At 67.3% G+C, this 15,972-nt stretch carries 16 protein-coding genes; 5 read left to right on the forward strand and 11 right to left on the reverse strand.

What is annotated here, in order from left to right; translation table 11 throughout:
- Positions 1-22: 22 nt before the first annotated feature.
- The gene (locus tag ACH49N_RS34935) at positions 23-691 is read right to left on the reverse strand and encodes a vancomycin high temperature exclusion protein (protein WP_250767762.1); all 669 of its coding nucleotides are present in this window, start codon (positions 689-691) and stop codon (positions 23-25) included.
- Between the two features lie 83 nt (positions 692-774).
- Between ACH49N_RS34935 and ACH49N_RS34940 the strand changes: the two genes are divergently transcribed.
- Positions 775-945, forward strand: a complete 171-nt coding sequence (locus ACH49N_RS34940; RefSeq protein ID WP_358277289.1) for a hypothetical protein — start codon at positions 775-777, stop codon at positions 943-945.
- 242 nt (positions 946-1,187) lie between these two features.
- Here the strand turns inward: ACH49N_RS34940 and ACH49N_RS34945 are convergent, their stop codons facing one another.
- Positions 1,188-2,612 (reverse strand): FUSC family protein, encoded by a 1,425-nt coding sequence (locus ACH49N_RS34945; protein WP_358277291.1) that lies wholly within the window; start codon positions 2,610-2,612, stop codon positions 1,188-1,190.
- Positions 2,613-2,687: 75 nt separating this feature from the next.
- Here ACH49N_RS34945 and ACH49N_RS34950 point away from each other — a divergent pair, with 75 nt between their 5' ends.
- Positions 2,688-3,203: a MarR family winged helix-turn-helix transcriptional regulator gene (locus ACH49N_RS34950; protein WP_397505009.1), complete on the forward strand. Its 516-nt coding sequence runs from the start codon at positions 2,688-2,690 to the stop codon at positions 3,201-3,203.
- 4 nt (positions 3,204-3,207) lie between these two features.
- On the opposite strand, the gene ACH49N_RS34955 is transcribed toward ACH49N_RS34950, so the two are convergent.
- Complete coding sequence (locus tag ACH49N_RS34955) at positions 3,208-3,681, reverse strand: hypothetical protein (RefSeq protein WP_358277295.1); 474 nt, start codon at positions 3,679-3,681, stop codon at positions 3,208-3,210.
- A gap of 42 nt (positions 3,682-3,723) precedes the next feature.
- Complete coding sequence (locus ACH49N_RS34960) at positions 3,724-4,563, reverse strand: DUF72 domain-containing protein (RefSeq protein ID WP_358277297.1); 840 nt, start codon at positions 4,561-4,563, stop codon at positions 3,724-3,726.
- 82 nt (positions 4,564-4,645) lie between these two features.
- Here ACH49N_RS34960 and ACH49N_RS34965 point away from each other — a divergent pair, with 82 nt between their 5' ends.
- The 3 genes from ACH49N_RS34965 (at position 4,646) to ACH49N_RS34975 (ending at position 7,402) form a co-directional block, all read left to right on the forward strand.
- Complete coding sequence (locus ACH49N_RS34965; RefSeq protein ID WP_358277299.1) at positions 4,646-4,966, forward strand: GYD domain-containing protein; 321 nt, start codon at positions 4,646-4,648, stop codon at positions 4,964-4,966.
- Between the two features lie 58 nt (positions 4,967-5,024).
- On the forward strand, positions 5,025-5,879 hold the full coding sequence (locus ACH49N_RS34970; protein WP_358277301.1) for an LLM class F420-dependent oxidoreductase: 855 nt from the start codon (positions 5,025-5,027) through the stop codon (positions 5,877-5,879).
- A 116-nt stretch (positions 5,880-5,995) separates the two neighbouring features.
- A complete protein-coding gene (locus tag ACH49N_RS34975) occupies positions 5,996-7,402 on the forward strand; it encodes an AarF/UbiB family protein (RefSeq protein ID WP_358277303.1) in 1,407 nt (468 codons plus the stop codon).
- A 3-nt stretch (positions 7,403-7,405) separates the two neighbouring features.
- Here ACH49N_RS34975 and ACH49N_RS34980 read toward each other — a convergent pair whose 3' ends face one another.
- The 7 genes from ACH49N_RS34980 to ACH49N_RS35010 form a co-directional block, all read right to left on the reverse strand.
- Positions 7,406-8,965 (reverse strand): TerD family protein, encoded by a 1,560-nt coding sequence (locus ACH49N_RS34980; RefSeq protein ID WP_358277305.1) that lies wholly within the window; start codon positions 8,963-8,965, stop codon positions 7,406-7,408.
- Between the two features lie 9 nt (positions 8,966-8,974).
- The gene (locus ACH49N_RS34985) at positions 8,975-10,192 is read right to left on the reverse strand and encodes a TerD family protein (RefSeq protein ID WP_358277307.1); all 1,218 of its coding nucleotides are present in this window, start codon (positions 10,190-10,192) and stop codon (positions 8,975-8,977) included.
- Positions 10,193-10,255: 63 nt separating this feature from the next.
- Positions 10,256-11,164, reverse strand: a complete 909-nt coding sequence (locus ACH49N_RS34990) for an HAD family hydrolase (protein WP_159923381.1) — start codon at positions 11,162-11,164, stop codon at positions 10,256-10,258.
- A complete protein-coding gene (locus ACH49N_RS34995; RefSeq protein WP_358277309.1) occupies positions 11,161-12,285 on the reverse strand; it encodes a cysteine protease StiP family protein in 1,125 nt (374 codons plus the stop codon). The genes ACH49N_RS34990 and ACH49N_RS34995 overlap by 4 nt, the downstream gene beginning before the upstream one ends.
- Positions 12,282-13,565: a phosphoribosyltransferase family protein gene (locus tag ACH49N_RS35000; RefSeq protein WP_358277311.1), complete on the reverse strand. Its 1,284-nt coding sequence runs from the start codon at positions 13,563-13,565 to the stop codon at positions 12,282-12,284. The genes ACH49N_RS34995 and ACH49N_RS35000 overlap by 4 nt, the downstream gene beginning before the upstream one ends.
- Positions 13,562-14,782, reverse strand: a complete 1,221-nt coding sequence (locus tag ACH49N_RS35005) for an HpcH/HpaI aldolase/citrate lyase family protein (RefSeq protein ID WP_358277313.1) — start codon at positions 14,780-14,782, stop codon at positions 13,562-13,564. The genes ACH49N_RS35000 and ACH49N_RS35005 overlap by 4 nt, the downstream gene beginning before the upstream one ends.
- Positions 14,783-14,794: 12 nt before the next feature.
- Complete coding sequence (locus ACH49N_RS35010) at positions 14,795-15,913, reverse strand: hypothetical protein (RefSeq protein WP_250767887.1); 1,119 nt, start codon at positions 15,911-15,913, stop codon at positions 14,795-14,797.
- Positions 15,914-15,972 lie beyond the last annotated feature (59 nt).

The raw sequence follows: 15,972 nt of genomic DNA on the forward strand, positions 1-15,972 counted from the left end.
GGCATGTGACTCACGCCGGAAGTCAGTCCTGGCGTGCGAGTGCCTTCGCGAGTGCATCGTCCCGAGCGGACACCACCGCGGGGTCCCGGCCGGACAACAGGTCGAGCACGGCTTTGGGCCTGGACAGTGGTTCTCGGATGGTGTTCCGGGCCCTCGCGAACACACTGCAGTCGCAGCCCGCGTTGACGCCGTCGGCGTCGATGCCCGCGTCGCGGCACAGCGCGACGGCCCGCGGCACGTGGAATTCCTGGGTGACAATCAGAGCCTTCGTCACACCATACGTACGTATGGCCCGCGCACAGGTGTCGTAGGTATCGAGCCCATAGGGGTCACCGACGATCACATCTCGGTCGATGCCCTTCTCCACCAGGTACTCCGTCATCGCCGCGACCTCGTCGCCGGACCTCCCGCCCGCGTCACCCGACACGAGGACCGCACGCGCGCGGCCGTCCCTCACGAGCTGGATGGCGACGTCGAGCCGGCCGGACAGGTACGCCATCGGCTTGCCGTCACGCACCTGCGCACCGAGGACAATCACCACGGGGGCTGCCGGAGCATCCTCGAGGTCATAGATGTGGCCGGTGGCCTGACGCGACACCCAGACCGTCGACGCGGCCACGACGATTCCGGCGAGGATCCCCGCCACCGCTCCCACCCCGAGCATGCGGCGGACCCACCGTCGTTTCCCCATGCGGGTATCCAACCACAGGCCGACTCGCCGACCCGCGGATGTTTCTACTGCCCCGGCTCGGCCCCTCAGGGAACCGAGACGGCGTGCGTGTGGGACTGGACCGCCTGCCGAAGTTCCGTCCGAGAAAGGGTGCGGGAACCGCACGCGCACCGAGCCGGAATCTGATCGTCCTCGAATCTGGAGGCGTCGAGCATGTCTATGTAGTCGGTGCCGGGTCGATCGCCATGGTGTCCGGTGCCCGCCCGATCACGTGATCCGTGGCCCCCGGGACCACCCCCGGCGACGACCACAGGGCCCTCGTCCGTCCGGTACACGGTGGCAACGCGGTGACTGGCCGGGCAGGTCACCCGCACGATGGCGTGATCACTGCGTTGCGTACCGAGCGACTCCACGGCTGTCCGCGCAATCCTTCGACGATCCGTCGGTAGAAGTTGTTCTGTGTCCATACAGACATTCCACACCCGATCGGCGCGTACTTGAAGGGTATTTCGCAGTTCTACGCACTCGACCGGGACACGTGGTGGTCGTCCGTCCGACTGATGGCCACGGCCGACACGATCACACCGATCACAACCCCGACCAGGGTGTCGATCACCCGACTGACCGCGATGCCGGGGGTGACTGCCGACCCCAGACCGGTGAGCAGCAAAGCCATCGGGGTGATCACGACGGACGCGAAGCCGTAATTCTTGATGACGACGAGTTCGGTCGCCGTCTGCAGTACGACGATCACGACCACCGTCTGCCAGTACCCCAGAGCCGCGGCGATCAATGCTGCCGCGAGGACTGCGCCGGCCAGATTTCCGGTCAATCGCTGGATCCCGCGCTGCACCGTCTGACTGAAAGTCATGCCCTGCATGGCCGCCATCGCACCCATCGATGCCCACAACGGATGCTCCAACCCCACAGTGAGGCAGAAGCATCCGGCGAGGAGCGCTGCCACTGCAATGCGGGCAGCACTGACCGCCTCGTCCCGTGACCGCAGCCGGCGCATGCCGTCCGGAAGGAAACGTCCGGGCGCCGGCAGTTCGCGATCGGGGCCCTCGATCCCGGGAAGAACACTGCGGCGCTTCACCTTGCGAAGTTCGCCCTCGTATTCGGCGAGGGCGCGCAGGGTGGCGCAGTCTCGATCCGACGTCCACCGCTCGACCACCGTTTCCGCGTCGGCGAGCAGGGCGGCGAGTTGACGGACGTGCGCGTCCTGGCGCCTGCCGGTGTGTGCCAGCACCTCCCACGCACGATCGACGGCCCGGCGGGCAGAGGTCAGAGTTGCACCGTCGCACTTCCGACCCAGTTCCGACACCGCCGCGAGGGCCCTCGCCACCGCGAGCCGCGCAGGTCCGAGCGGAAGGAAGAAATAGGGCGTCATGACGGCGAGCCACCCGACGACTACTCCGCCTGCGACAGCGGCTACAGCCGGTCCCACGTCGGAGAGATTCCTGGCATACCCGACTGCAGCCGTAGCGGCGAAGATCAGGATGACGGGACCGGGGCCGGCGATCCGGAAGGCGGTCAGCAGCCAGGCAGCGGTACCCGCGGCCACCGACATCAGGGCGATCTGCCACCACACCGCCCAGCCTGCCGCACCGAGCAGTGCCCCGGCAGCGACGTAGACAACCAAGGCGATCCCCACGAAACCGGCCTTGCGGGCGAGCTGTGAATACGGCTCGTACCGCCCGAACGCCGCCGTCAGCGCACCGAGTGCACCGAGTCCCGCCAGGTTGCCGTGCCCGAGCAGTCCGCCCAGTACCAGCACCAGCGCTGTAGCCGCACCCACGCGTATCGCCGGCGCGATGGTGGCGTCCACCGGGTGGACCTCGAGCGCTCGACGCCAGGTAGCGGGGGTCACCGAATGCTTCAGCGCAGTGCGGCAGTGTGCGAGTCGACTGCTGTCGGGCACGTATCGAGGGAGAACCTGCATTGCTCGAGCGTAGCGTATATTTCACTAGTAAAATAGTTGTGAACTAGTGTGAGGTCGGTCGCTACCATGGCTGTCATGAGCAGCACTTCCCGTCCGGACGAGGACTTCACCGACCGCGTCCGACGCGAGTGGGCCGAAACCTATCCCGAAGTCGATACCTCACCGATCGAGGTGATCGGGCGGATCACCCGCATCGGGTCGCGCGCTTTGCAGCAGTTGGACCATTCGCTCGACGAACACGGCGTCTCCCGCCCCGAGTTCGACGTGCTGTGCGTGCTGGCCCGGAGCGGGCGGCCGTTGCGGGCCAGTGAAGTAACCGCCGTGACCATGCTCAGCGGCGCCTCCACCACCAAACACGTCGACCGCCTCGGCAGGCTCGGCCTCGTCGAACGCCTGCCCTTCGAGCGCGACGGGCGGGTGGTCCTGATTCACCTGACCGACGCCGGGCGCGCGCTCGTCGACGCTGAGTTCCCGCGACGAATCGAGCGCGACAGGCGGCTACTCGACGGTCTGGACGAGGACGAACGCTCGGTTCTGGCCGGGCTGCTCCGCCGCATCGCCACCAACGTCGAGTCCGGAGTCCACCCCTAGCTGATCAGGGCATTTCGACCGTTTCGGCGCGGGCGATCTCGTCGAGCGCCCGCCGCAGGTAGTCGGTAGGGGGCACTGCGGCCGTGGCCGACAGGTCGGCGATTACCAGAACCGCCGCCTCGAACACGCGTTCCGGTGATCGCGGGTTCTCCTCCACCTCGGTCACCCCGAGTGCGCCCGTGAGCACGCTGACGAAGGCGTCGACCGGGACGGCGGGGAACCAGAGCACGGCCGCGCGAGCGCAGCGCCCGAGCACGTCCTGCACATCGTCGCCGGTCAGGCCGTCGGGGTGGAGTGTCTCGAGCAGTTCCCGGACGACGGCTGCCAGCACTACCCGAACCTGTTCCGGCGGTGCCCCTGCCAGCTTCGCCACTGCTTCGGTCAGCGCTGCCGCGTCCGACGAGCGAGCAGCGGCGAGTGCGGTGTCGACCGCTTCGGCAATGTCGCGGGCGACCGTCGGCCAGTGTGTAGGCCACATCGGGTGATCCTCTTTCTCCGGGAGAAGTGCGCCATCACCCTCTCATGGCGGCCCGACACCTCCACTCCCCCGCACGCGGTCGATCAGCCGGAGCGCATCGAACGGTGCATACCCCTTCATGTCGTTGTCGAAGTACACGAACACATCGAGCCCCTGCTCCATCCACCACTCGATCTTGCGTGCCCACCCGTCCAGCGCCTCGTCGTCGTAACCGCTTGCGTAAAGCTCCTTGTCGCCATGCAACCGGACGTAGACGAAGGTGCTGGTGGTCGCCTCCACCAACGGATACCGGCCCGCGGTGTCGGCCACCACGAAGGCGATGTCGTGGGCACGGAGCAGTTCGGTCGCCTCCGCCGTGTCGAAGCTGTGGTGGCGAACCTCGAGCGCGTGGCGTAGCGGGCGGTCGGCATCGGTCTCGAGCAGAACTCGATCGCCGGACAGCTTCTCGTCGTGGTGAGCCGCGAGCGCCGCCGCCTCCGCGGTAGTACGCGGAAGCTGGTCGAAGAAGGCGGCCAGGCTCGACTCGTCGAAGGCGAGTGTCGGGGGGAGCTGCCACAGGAACGGCCCGAGCTTGGGACCGAGCGCGAGCACACCCGAGGCAAAGAAGTTGGCCATTGCGCTCTCCGCATTCACCAGCCGCTTCATGTGGGTGATGTAGCGGCCACCCTTGACCGCGAACACGAAGTTCTCCGGTGTCTCGCTCCGCCACTTCGCGTAGCTCGTGGGTCGTTGCAACGAATAGAACGACCCGTTGATCTCGATGGACGTCAAACGCCCCGCCGCATAGGACAATTCCTTCCGGTGAGCCAGTCCCTCCGGATAGAAATCACCACGCCAGCCCGGATACGTCCAACCGGAGATACCTATTCGGGCCTGCGCCATATCACGACACTAACGGCGTTGCCCCTTGCGCGCGATCGCTCCCGGGGAGAAGCATGGGACGGACCACAACCGAGGAGGCCCCATGCCGAAATACCTCTGGCAGGTCACGTACTCATCCGAAGGCGCGCAAGGCCTCCTCACCGAGGGTGGCACCGCCCGACGCGAGGCGATCACACGGATGGTCGAAAGCATCGGCGGGACAGTAGAATCCTGCTACTTCGCGCTCGGCGGACGCGATCTGTTCGTCATCGGTGACGTACCCGACGACGTCGCGGCCGCCGCTCTCGGCATCCGTACCGCCGCATCCGGTGCCGCACGGTCGGAATCGGTCATGCTGTTGACGCCCGAACAGATCGACGACGCCGTACGGCGTGAGGCCGACTATCGCGCACCGGGAAGCTGACGGTCCGCCGAGTACGAGTCGCCGGAATGAATGACGAACAGGGGAGGTTGCACGCCACATGACAGAGACCACAGCGAATACCCCGCAGCTCGGACAGTTCGGCGTATGGCGACACGCGGGCGGTCTACAGCCCGAGGTGGGCGTTGCCATCGAGAAGGCAGGCTACGGCGCCATCTGGATCGGCGGGTCTCCGCCGGCCGACCTCGAGGTGGCGGAGCGCCTGCTCGACGCCACGTCCACGATCACCGTGGCCACCGGCATCACCAACATCTGGACTGCGCCCGCCGAAGAGGTCGCGGAATCGTTCCACCGCCTCGAAAAGCGTCACGCCGGGCGCTTCCTCCTGGGGATCGGCGTCGGCCATCCCGAACAGCCGGGACTGAACTACAGCAAGCCGTACTCCTCTCTGGTGAGCTACCTGGACGTCCTCGACGAAGCCGGAGTGCCGGCCGATCGCCGGGTTCTGGCCGCACTCGGCCCGAAGGTGCTGGAGCTGTCGGCGGCACGCAGCGCCGGCGCCCACCCGTATCTGACCACTCCTCAACACACCCGTGAGGCCCGCGAACTCCTCGGCACCGGTCCGATACTCGCGCCCGAGCAGAAGGTCGTTCTCGACACCGATACCGCGCGGGCCCGCCCGATCGGACGCGCCGCCGTCGACAACCCCTACCTCCATCTGCGCAACTACGTGAGCAACCTCGAACGGCTCGGGTACACCCAGGAGCAGATCGCCGGCGGTGGCAGTGACGACCTGATCGACGCCCTGGTGGCTCACGGGGAGACGGAATACATCGCCGGACGCCTGCGCGAACACCTCGATGCCGGTGCCGACCACGTCGCTATTCAGGTGCTGCCGGCCGGGGACGATCCGGTTCCCGCGCTTCGCGAACTCGCGGCCGCGCTGGGGATCTGACTTGTGCTAACGAAATAGTGTGACAGCACGTCCCGCATACCGGCAGAAGTCCGGCTCATCGGTCGGGGTAGGGTCCCCACTGAACGGCAGCCAGGACTGAACGCAAGGTAGGAACTGTGCAAGAGCCAACGGCACGTCCAGTCGGCCCCTACGCCTCGGGACCGCCCGAAGCAGCCTTGACCGTCGACGCCGTCACCCTCGACCGGTTTCGCGGCGCGGAACTGTGGCGAGCGGTGGTCATCGGCGTCGTCGTCGTGGCCTACGTGCTGTTCTCCGTCGCCAGCTGGCCCTTCCGTCGCCGCGGCCGCACCCTCGCGGACGCGGCGTCGGAAGGGTTGGTCGACGGTTTCGAGGTGCTCGGACCTACCTTCGTGAAGGTCGGACAATTGATGGCGTCGTCGTCCGGGGTGTTCCCCGCCCCGCTGGCCAACGCGTGCCTGCGATGTCTCGACGACGTCCCACCGGTACCCGCTGCCGAAGCACGCAGGGTCATCGAGCAAGACCTGGGACATCCGGTGGACGCACTGTTCGCCGCGTTCGAGGACATCCCCCTCGCCGCCGCCTCCGTTGCGCAGGTCCACGCCTGCGTTCTGCACGACGGCCGGGAAGCGGTCATCAAGGTACAGCGCCCCGACATCTTCCGCCGCATGGTGGTGGATCTGCGCACCGCGTACTGGGGAGCGCGAATCCTCGAGCGGCTCTTCGAGTTCTTCCGCATCGCCAACGCCACAGCCATCATCCGCGACCTGCACGCTGCCACGATGACGGAGCTCAACAGCGCAGTCGAGGCCGATCGCCAGGCCCGATTCCGTACCAACATCGGGGCGTTCGGGGACAACAAAGGGGTCACTACCCCTGAGGTGTACTGGGACTACTGCGGTCCCCACGTGATCTGCATGGAACGCATGTACGGACTGCCCCTCGACCGTTTCCCCGACCTCGCACACATGAACACCCGGATGCTGATCCGCCGGGGCGTGAAGGTCTGGCTCGAATCGGTCATCGTCCACGGGCCCTTCCACGGCGACGTGCACGCAGGCAATTTGTGGGTGCTCGACGACGGCCGTATCGCGATGCTCGACTTCGGCATCGTCGGGGAGCTCCCGGAGTCGTGGCGTCAAATCCTTCGCGACATGTTCTATGCGACGCTGATCGACGGCGACTTCTCCCGGATGGCCCGTGGTATCCGGAGCCTGGGATATGTGACGGACAACCCTGCGACCGACGAGGAGGTCGGCCTGCAGGTAGCGGCCGCCCTCGCGCCCCTCCTCGGGCGTGACCTCGGCGAACTGCGCCTCAGCGAACTGATCATGGCGTTGGTGGGGATCGGCAAGAAGTGGGGTGTCGCGAGCCCCGAGGAGTTGGTGCTGTTCGGCAAGCAGCTGGGGTACTTCGAGCGCTACGCGACGGAACTCGCGCCCGGGTGGGTTCTCGGGCAAGACCTGTTCTTGTTCCGCAACGTGTTTCCCGACGCGGTCGCCGCGAAGGCGCGGGAACTCGGGATCGAGCTACCGGACGAGTGAGGGTTACCGCCCGGTGAGCGAATCGAGCACCGAGGCACGATGTAGCGGATCGGCGGGAAGCCGGTCGGGCGTGAGGGTCCACTGGTTGCCCGTCCACGGGTCGGACACGGTGAGAACCCCCGACGACGGGACTTGTTGCGCGATTCGCTCGAGCACCGCGACACCGGAGTCCGTCTCCGCCGCACTGTCTTCGCCGACGATGATCAGGGACGTTCCCACTGCAGGACCGTGGTCAGCCAGATGGACGATGCGCGCAGCATCCTCGGCTCCGTAGCCGTGCGGAAAATCGTTGAGAATGACGAGGCGCGAGGACGGCACTGTATCCGCGATTCCGTTGCGGGCGGCCATTTCTGCAAGGTCGACGCTGTCCGAGAGTGCGGCGAGCCGTGCCGAGATGTCGGCGGCGGTAGTCACCACCGGGGCAGCCAGCAGCGCGGCGAGGGGCTCGGTGAGAGCGCGCAACGAACCGCTGAGGTCCACAACTTCGAGTGTGGGCGTTCCCGCGGCGGATGCCACCAGCATGCGAACCGCCAGTGCTGCGACGACCGGCGCGGCCTCCGCCGAGTCCCCGACGATCCACAGCGGGCGAGCCAGCGGATAGTGCACACAGAACGGCACCCGCAGGTCACCGAGATCGGGTGCGGACAATTCGCCGAGCCGCAGACCGTCGGTCATCGCCCTGCTCGCGTCCCGTGCCGACCACGAGGTCGATTCGAAGGTGGCCAGCGAGCGCGGCAGCAGCGGGTCGATGACGCGGAGTTCCTCGGCCAGCTGCGTTGTCTCACCCGCGAATTTCGACTGCGCCTCGGCGAGGAGCGCGTCGTGACGCTCCTGGGCTCGGGCCTGCAATCCCGCCGCGGCGGGGCTGTTTCTCGTGGACTGGTCGGCCACCGACGCTGACAGCTCATCGTCCAGCCGGGCCTGGGCATAGTCGCGGGATGCCCGGAAGGAGGCGGCGGAGCGAGCTGCATCCTCGAAGATCATCCACGCCCGCTCGAACGAGTGGGCTGGGTCGAGGGGCACGGCGGCAGGCCCGGCAGGAGTGGGGGCAGGGACTGTCGGCTTCGGCTCGTCCACCTCGACCCCGTGCCGGGTGAGCAGCTCCGCCAGGCCGCCGTCGTAGCCCTGCCCAACGGCCCGCACCTTCCACTCGTCGCCGCGGCGATAGAGCTCGAGGCAGATCGCCGCCGTCTCGCTGCCGACGAGCGGCACCTCGAAAGCGACAAGCGGAGCGCCGTGCTCGTCGGAGAGCGTGGCCGACAAACCGCTACGAGGGAGAGGTGTTCCCTCGTCGGCCGTCGGGTCCACACTCACCACACAGAGCACCGCCGAAGCGGTGCCGTCCACCCCGCCGAGATCCAGCCGAATCACGTTGCCGTCGTCGAGAGTCACGCCGGCCGCGGATCGAGCGTTGTAGAACACGAAGTGATCCGACGACAGCGCGCGCAGGTTCCCGTCGACCACGAGCACCGACACGTCGATCGGACTCGCATTCACCGCCTGGAAACGCACCGAATGCGAAGGCAGCACCGTGTTCTGGCCGGCCGCGAGGTGAATCGTCACCGCCCTGCCCTAGACGCCGAGGAAGCGGGTGAGTTGCGGAGCCGCTTCACCGGCGTGCTTGGCCTGGATGCCCTCGCCGATCGCCTGGAGTTTCCATTCGCCGCCGACGCGGTACACCTTGGCCATCACCATTCCGGTGAACGGCATGCCGCCCTGCAGGGTGAACCGGGCGAGCTCGGCCTGCGAGGTGCTGTCGACCAACCGGCAGAAAGCGTTCTTCACCTGTTCGAAGGTGTGCCCGCGGTAGGAGGTCACGATGAAGACGATGCTGGACACGTGCGGCGGGATGCGGGTGAGATCCACCATGATTACCTCGTCGTCTCCGGCGCCCTCCCCGGTGAGGTTGTCGCCCTGGTGCCGGATCGAACCGTCCTTGGAGGCCAACTGTCCGTAGTAGGCGACGTCGACGAGGTTATTGTCGGCGAACAGCACTGCCGACGCGTCGAGATCGACGTCTGCGGAACGGCTGCCGAACATTCCACGCTTCTCGACGGGGTCCCAGCCGAGGCCCATCTGGATGTACGTGAGTGCGACGCCCCCCTCCTTGCGGAGAGTCACCTTCTGCCCCTTGGTGAGGCTGACCGGCCGCGACTTGGTGAGACTGACCTCGGCCGGAGCAGCCGGAGCAGCCGGGGGCGGAGTGGGAGCTGCCTGCGCCGGAGGCGGAGTGGGAGCTGCAGGTGTCGGTGCGGCCGGGGGCGGTGTGGGGGCAGGTGCGGGCGCGTCGTCGACGGACACGCCGTGATCGGTGACGAGTGCCGCGAATCCGCCGGCGTATCCCTGGCCCACGGCCCGCACCTTCCAGGCACCCTGACGCCGATACAGTTCGAGGGCGATCACGATCGACTCGGAGTTCAGGCCCTCGATCTTGTACTCGTACAACGGGTTACCTGCACCATCGGCCACCCGAGCGGTCGGCGGTGCGAATCGGCCGAAGTTACTGTTCGTGTCGTCCAGGGTGATCACCGCACGCACCTGCTCGATGTCGGCGGGCACCGACCCGAGCGCCACCTTCAGCGAGGCCGCCTGACCGGCAGGTCCCGGAACCAGCTGGACGCCCGGACCGCTCGGCTGGTTGAAGAAGACGAAGTCGGCGTCGGAGCGCACCTTCCCCGATTCGGTCACGAGAAGTGCGGACAGGTCTGCGGCGGCCGTCAGTTCGAGAGAGACGACGACCTCGTTGACGCTCAGTGGGCCGTTCTGACCCTTGGAAAGCGGAGTGGACACTGCGTGATTCCTTCACTGTGGGGAGCGTCGGGTTCGTCCCGTTCGACCGGTTTGCCTACCAACCTACAAAAGAGAGGCGACAGACGTCGTCGCCGCACCGTGGGCGACACGCGCCGACATCCACCGGAGAATCTCTTCACCAGCGGCGATGCCGCTGCTCTCGGTGATCGACAGCGTCGGATGCTGCCAGTTCGCCAATTCGAGTTCTCCGTGGCGTGGGCGGATCGCGGCGTCAGCGGCGCTGAGCATGTTGGCGTCGAGCGCACCGTCACCGGCTGCGAGAACGGGTGCATCCGGCGGAAGCACCCCGTCGTCGATGAGCCGCGAACGAACCTCGGCGACCGCCAGGCTCTTACAGACCGCGTTCGGCATCGTGTAGATCTTGCGGCCCTGCTGCGACGCCCCCCATCCCCGCGCCACACACCATTCGTCCCACTCCTCGACGAATCCCGAGGGCATCGCTTCGGGATCCACCACCAGGTAGGAAAACAACTCGTCGGCGACGCGGAAAGTGCGGACCCAGCTGTCGTCGATCCGGCGACCCAGTTCGGCCCCGACCTCCTCGAGTGAGGCGCCACCGGCTGCGAGCGCGGTCTCGACACCGGTGCGCCACTGCTCGTCGGGTACCCCGTCGACCAGGATGTTCCCGCCGTTCGTGGTGATGGCATACCGCCACGGCGCGCCGGGCAACTCGATCCGCTGGAACTGCACGATGGTTCTCGTCGTCGTGGGGACCACCACCGCCGAAGCGGTGAGCTTCCTCAGCATGGCCTCGGCGGCGGAGGTGACGTACGACAACGGTTTTCCGTCATACACCTCGACGCACAACACGTCCTCGGCATCCGGCGTGGACGTCACGTCGGACTCGGCCGTGCCGAGCTCCATCGCGGTACGCGAATAAATCATGGTCCGGTCGAGGTCGGTGGCGATCAGCGCCGTTCTGCCCGAACTTTTCGTGTCCTGCCTGCTCATGTCACATCCTTGATGAGGCCCATGCACGCATACGCCAGGTCGGGCACTTCCTCCACCGGAACCGAGCGTGCCGCGGCGAGCAGTCGAATGTGCGCGTGCTCAGGCGCGTCGAGGTCGCGAACGAGTACACGCCACGGCACCCGTCGCAGCAGCACCCGGGTGGTCTCGCCGACTCCCGGTTTGACGAAGTTGACGGTGGAAATTCCGTACTGCTCGCGGATTGCCTCGACGGACTTCCAGCCGTCCCAGGTCGGTGTCCTGTCCCCGCGGAGCAGCTTCTCCACGTCACCGGGAACGTGTTCGCGCACATCGGCGAAAGCGGCGGAGACGGCGTCGAGGAGATGATTGGACACGTCCTCACCCGCGAGGTGGGCGTAGAACTTGGCGCCGTGGAAATCGCCCGGCCCGATCAGGGTGTCGTTGAGGACCGTGCGCGACACCAGTCCGGAGACCGTCGAGTTGAGGCAGGCGGAGGCGATGAGGAAATCGTCGCGGGTGCCGAACGTGCGTACGCAGTGTCCGGGGTCGGCGAGGACGGCGAGGTCGTCGTCGAAAACGGCGCCCCCTGCGTCGCGGTACTCGGTGAGCGCCTGCGACAGCTCGCGCGCGATGGCGCCCTTACCCGTCCAGCCGTCCACGAACACCACGTTGCGGGAATCATGATGCGCCGCAATATAGTCGAGGGCAGTCGCATCGATACCGCGGTCCCGGACGATCGAGACGGCGTAGTGGGGCAGCGTCACTCCGGCAACCTCGCGCGCCCACCGCCGCATCAACACGCCCACCGGGGTCCCGGCGCGTGCCAGCGATACGAGGGTGATGTCCCGGCCTCGTTCGGCCAGGACCAGTTCGGTCACGGTCCCCACCGCCCGGGCAAGTCGGATGGCACTGTCCTGCAGAACCTTCTCGAACAGCTCGCGGTATTCGGCGTCCGGCTGATACTCGATCGGCAGGGTTTCGGCGTAGTGGGCGTCACCCGCCTGGATGCGCCGTTCCCGCTCGGCCACGTCCGCCTCGAGGTTCACGTGGGAGAGGTCTTTGAGGAGCCACGCCACCTCTTCGGCGGCGTACGACCCGAATGCGGGTCCGGTCAACGGGCCGGGTCCGGTCGGGCCCGTCACGACGACGCACCTTCTCGTGCGGCCCGTAGCCGGGCGGGGTCGGCTCCCGACACGACGGCGAGCACCACGTCGGTGCCCGATGCGGTGAGCACGTCGAGCAGGCCGCCTTCGGAAGTGAGCCGGTCGGTATCGGCCGGCGCGTCGACCATCACGACCACCACGGCATCTTCGTCCGGCCACTGGGCGTTGTACAGGAATCTGGGCTGTTCCTCACCGGATTCGGGTGCGGTGAAGCGGAATCCACGGCGCAGTGGATATCCGGCCTCGTTCAGCACGTACGCCGGCGACCGCGTCGTCGTCTGGTATCGCACCCGATGGCCGGATGTCGAGAGCGCTTCCGCAACCCTCAGCGGCAAGTACATCAACTCCTCGTGCCCGACGACGATCACGGGGCGCCGAGAATCGAGACGATCACCGAGTGCGGCAGCCACGGATCCGACTGCGCGAGCGAAGGCGGTAACGTCTTCGCGCAGAAATCCGTGACGCCCTCCATCGGGAACCGTTGCGGGCCAGTCCAGGTCGATGCGCTCGACCGTGCCCGCCCGTTCGGCGACGCCGTTGAGCACCGGGTCGGGAAGAGCGGCCACGGACTCCACCAGCCTGTCCGGGAGCTCGGTGCGGCCCTGCGCCAAGCTGACACTGTCGATCCGCACATCCAACTCCGCCGCGGCGACGTCCATGGCGTCGCGATGCTCCGAGGTACGCATGTCCACGAGCGACGCCACCACGTACCGGCTGCGCGGGTTGTGCCGGTGCAGTGCACGAATCGCGTCGACTGCGGTGGCCCCCGTGGAGATCTCGTCGTCGACGAGGACGAGTGGCAAGTCGTTGGCGAACAATTCGGCGCTGGTCGGTTGCAGCTGGTGGCTGGTGGCGTGGGAGTGCCCTTCCTCGAACCCGGCGAACGTCCCCACCTGCGGGACGTCACGACGAGTCGAGTGCAGGTAGCACCGGGCGTGCAGCCGGGCGGCGACACAATGCCCGAGGCCGGTCGCGGTCTCCGCGAACCCGAGCACCACTGGATCGGCGTCCGGACCGAGTACCTCGGCAACCAGGTCACCGAGGGTGTTGCCCGCGGAGATCACGACCCCGGGTTCGGTGGGCAGGTGCTTGCCGAGGACCGTCGAGACGAGCAGGTGCGCACGGCGCGGGTTGCGGCGCAGCCCCGGCTCGATCAGCTCGGGAACGGTGAGCCCGACCGCCGAATCGACGTGGGCGAGCGTCAGCCCGAGATGCTCAGTGGCCCAGGGTAGCTCGCGTAGCGAGGTCGGTGACGTCATCGGACGGCCAGAGCAGTCAACAGATCCACGAATGTGATCCCCTCGTTTGTCACGCCGAACACTTTGGCTCGGACGAGCGTCTTCTCGGCCCAATTGCGATGAGGGCGCATCTCGTTCATCTTGTTGCGGTACCCCGAGGCGCGCACCCCGCCGACGCCGTCGGCGCCGAGAATGTCGAGAGCGTCGTGGTACTCCTCGTGCGTGACCGCGGACAGGGCGTGCACGGCGGCCACGTGGGTGGGATGGATGACCGTTTTGCCCTGGATACCGTTGGCCCGGTCGAGGGCGATTTCGCGGAGCAGACCGTCGAGATCACGGCTCACCAATTGCTGACGGAACCGCACCTCGTCGTGTTCCTCGAACGGGGTGGCGCGCAGCGTGGGCCGGAACATCCGCTCGTGATCGGCGAAGTACTCCCACACCGGTCCGGTGATGACGTGCCCGGTGTCGTCGCTGCGCCCGAGGTAGTTGACGATGGCGGCGATCGCGTCGGCCACCACCCGGACGTCGTAGATCGTCAGGTCGCGGTCACGTCTGATCCCGAAGGTGCCGCACATGTCGGTGGCCCCGACCCGCACCGCGAGGATCTGATCGCGGCGCTCGGCCAGCACCTCGCCGATACGCGCGAGTTCGTGGTCACGGGTCTCACGGTGTACCAGTTCCGGTGATTCGAGCACGGGCATCGCGTACAGGTGCTTGCCGAGACGATCGGACGCCGCGGCCAGCTCGTCGAGGAATTCGCGGCCGGTGACGCTCCCGAACTTCGGTATCACGAAGCCGGTGAGGACCTCCGCGCCCGTGGTCAGCAGCTCGGCGATGCGCCGAAGATCCGCGGCCGCCCGCACCCGCACGAACAGCTGCAGCCGGGCACCACCCGAAGCGGCCAGCCGGTCGAGCGCGTCGACGGCATTGAGCAGCGCGAACTCCACTTGATCGTCGGCAACGGCATCCTCGAGGTCGAGGACCATCGAGCACACGCCCTCCGCCGACCGGCGAAGCACGATGTCCGCCAGGTCGGACCGCGTGGCCGGCACGTACAACGTTGCACCGAGGGCGACGGCCAGCACCACCCTGTCCTCGTCCGGTTCCAGCGACTGCGGAGCGTGCAGGAACAACCGTTCGTGGGTCTGTGAGTCGAGGTGGTGGAAGTGCCGTACCCGCGGCATCGTGGTACCCGGTGTCACGGCGCCTGCCGCGGTCTGTTCGCTAATACTCATCGTCCCCCCATGTCATCGCTGCGCTGTATGTCCTCTCATCTTCTGAACCACCTCGGCAATGAACGCCGACACCGCATCGAGCTGGGTGATGTACGCCCAGTAGTCGGGGTGCCTGCCCGTCAGTGTCCCTGCGATCCGGTCGATCCGCTCGAGCTGGGCGTCGAGGACCGACCCCCATTCCCGCACGAGCCCGCGATTGACAGCCAACATCTGGGCATCGCGCAGGCGAAATCTGATCTCGTTCTCTTTCGCACGCGGATTCTCGCGGACATGCCGCAGTAGTCGCAACCGGTCGGTGACACCGTCCACCTTCGCCTCGGCATCCGCCAGATGAGTCCGCGCCGCGCTCGTCAACTCGAGCGCGCCTTCCGGGTTGCCCGCGGTCAGGGCCTCACGCGCCTTCTGCAGATCGGCCTCGGCCTGTTCGATCTGCAGGCGACTGTCCTGCTCGTTGCGGACGAGATCCGCCGAACTTCTCGCGTTGAACTCTCGCAGTAGTGCGGAGTAGGCAGGCGCGAGCCGCTCGGCGCGGGTCTGCACGGCGGCGATCCGGGTGGTCACGGACGACACCGCGTGTGAGGCGTCCCGCTCCTTGGACGGCGCCGCCGCCAGCGCACTGTCGAGGGCCGCCGCAGCTTCCCGTACCCGGCCCGCGGCTTCGCGCACCGGGTTGGCCCCCCGGGCTGCCTGCAAGGCCGCGACGGCGTCGTCGAGCGCCGCAGCGGATGCCCGCACCGACGGATAGTCGCCGTACGCCTGGTGTCGCCGCAGCCCGTCGCGAGCGGCCTCGGCTGTCTGCAGGGCCTGCTGCGCCACCTGTGGAACGGCGGCCAGCATCGCCGTCGATTCTTCGAGATGACTGCGATGCGCGCGGTAGAACTCGTCCAGCGCCTGTGTCGCGGCCACTAATTGCGCTGTGACCTGCTCGAAGGCGGCGGTTGCCGTCGGCGACTGGACGCCGTCGAATTGATCCTCCGCCGCGAGATACGCGGACGCCGCTTGATAGCACCCGTCCCGAACCGGCTCCCACAGCCGCTGCACTCCGCGTTCCGGGGTGAGCTGTTTCGAGGCGTCGACCGCCGCGGCGGCGATGCTCTGGCGGTTGTCCATGTCGAGAAACGCTGCGACCATGGTGTCGTGGGCGCGACGAGTCGACTCGTCGCTCCGGGCTCTTCCTCGGAAGCGTCCCG

Origin of the sequence: Rhodococcus sp. NPDC019647 (genome assembly GCF_044389235.1) — a bacterium.
GTDB lineage: Bacteria > Actinomycetota > Actinomycetes > Mycobacteriales > Mycobacteriaceae > Rhodococcus_F > Rhodococcus_F oxybenzonivorans.

Bases quoted from the DNA above. Each gene is read 5' to 3' on its own strand.
- ACH49N_RS35005 (WP_358277313.1), bottom strand. From the start codon at position 14,782: ATGAGTATTAGCGAACAGACCGCGGCAGGCGCCGTGACACCGGGTACC.
- ACH49N_RS34960 (WP_358277297.1), bottom strand. From the start codon at position 4,563: ATGGCGCAGGCCCGAATAGGTATCTCCGGTTGGACGTATCCGGGCTGG.
- ACH49N_RS34965 (WP_358277299.1), top strand. From the start codon at position 4,646: ATGCCGAAATACCTCTGGCAGGTCACGTACTCATCCGAAGGCGCGCAA.
- ACH49N_RS35010 (WP_250767887.1), bottom strand. From the start codon at position 15,913: ATGGTCGCAGCGTTTCTCGACATGGACAACCGCCAGAGCATCGCCGCC.
- ACH49N_RS34935 (WP_250767762.1), bottom strand. From the start codon at position 691: ATGGGGAAACGACGGTGGGTCCGCCGCATGCTCGGGGTGGGAGCGGTG.
- ACH49N_RS34990 (WP_159923381.1), bottom strand. From the start codon at position 11,164: ATGAGCAGGCAGGACACGAAAAGTTCGGGCAGAACGGCGCTGATCGCC.
- ACH49N_RS34955 (WP_358277295.1), bottom strand. From the start codon at position 3,681: ATGTGGCCTACACACTGGCCGACGGTCGCCCGCGACATTGCCGAAGCG.
- ACH49N_RS34945 (WP_358277291.1), bottom strand. From the start codon at position 2,612: ATGCAGGTTCTCCCTCGATACGTGCCCGACAGCAGTCGACTCGCACAC.
- ACH49N_RS35000 (WP_358277311.1), bottom strand. From the start codon at position 13,565: ATGACGTCACCGACCTCGCTACGCGAGCTACCCTGGGCCACTGAGCAT.
- ACH49N_RS34970 (WP_358277301.1), top strand. From the start codon at position 5,025: ATGACAGAGACCACAGCGAATACCCCGCAGCTCGGACAGTTCGGCGTA.
- ACH49N_RS34950 (WP_397505009.1), top strand. From the start codon at position 2,688: ATGAGCAGCACTTCCCGTCCGGACGAGGACTTCACCGACCGCGTCCGA.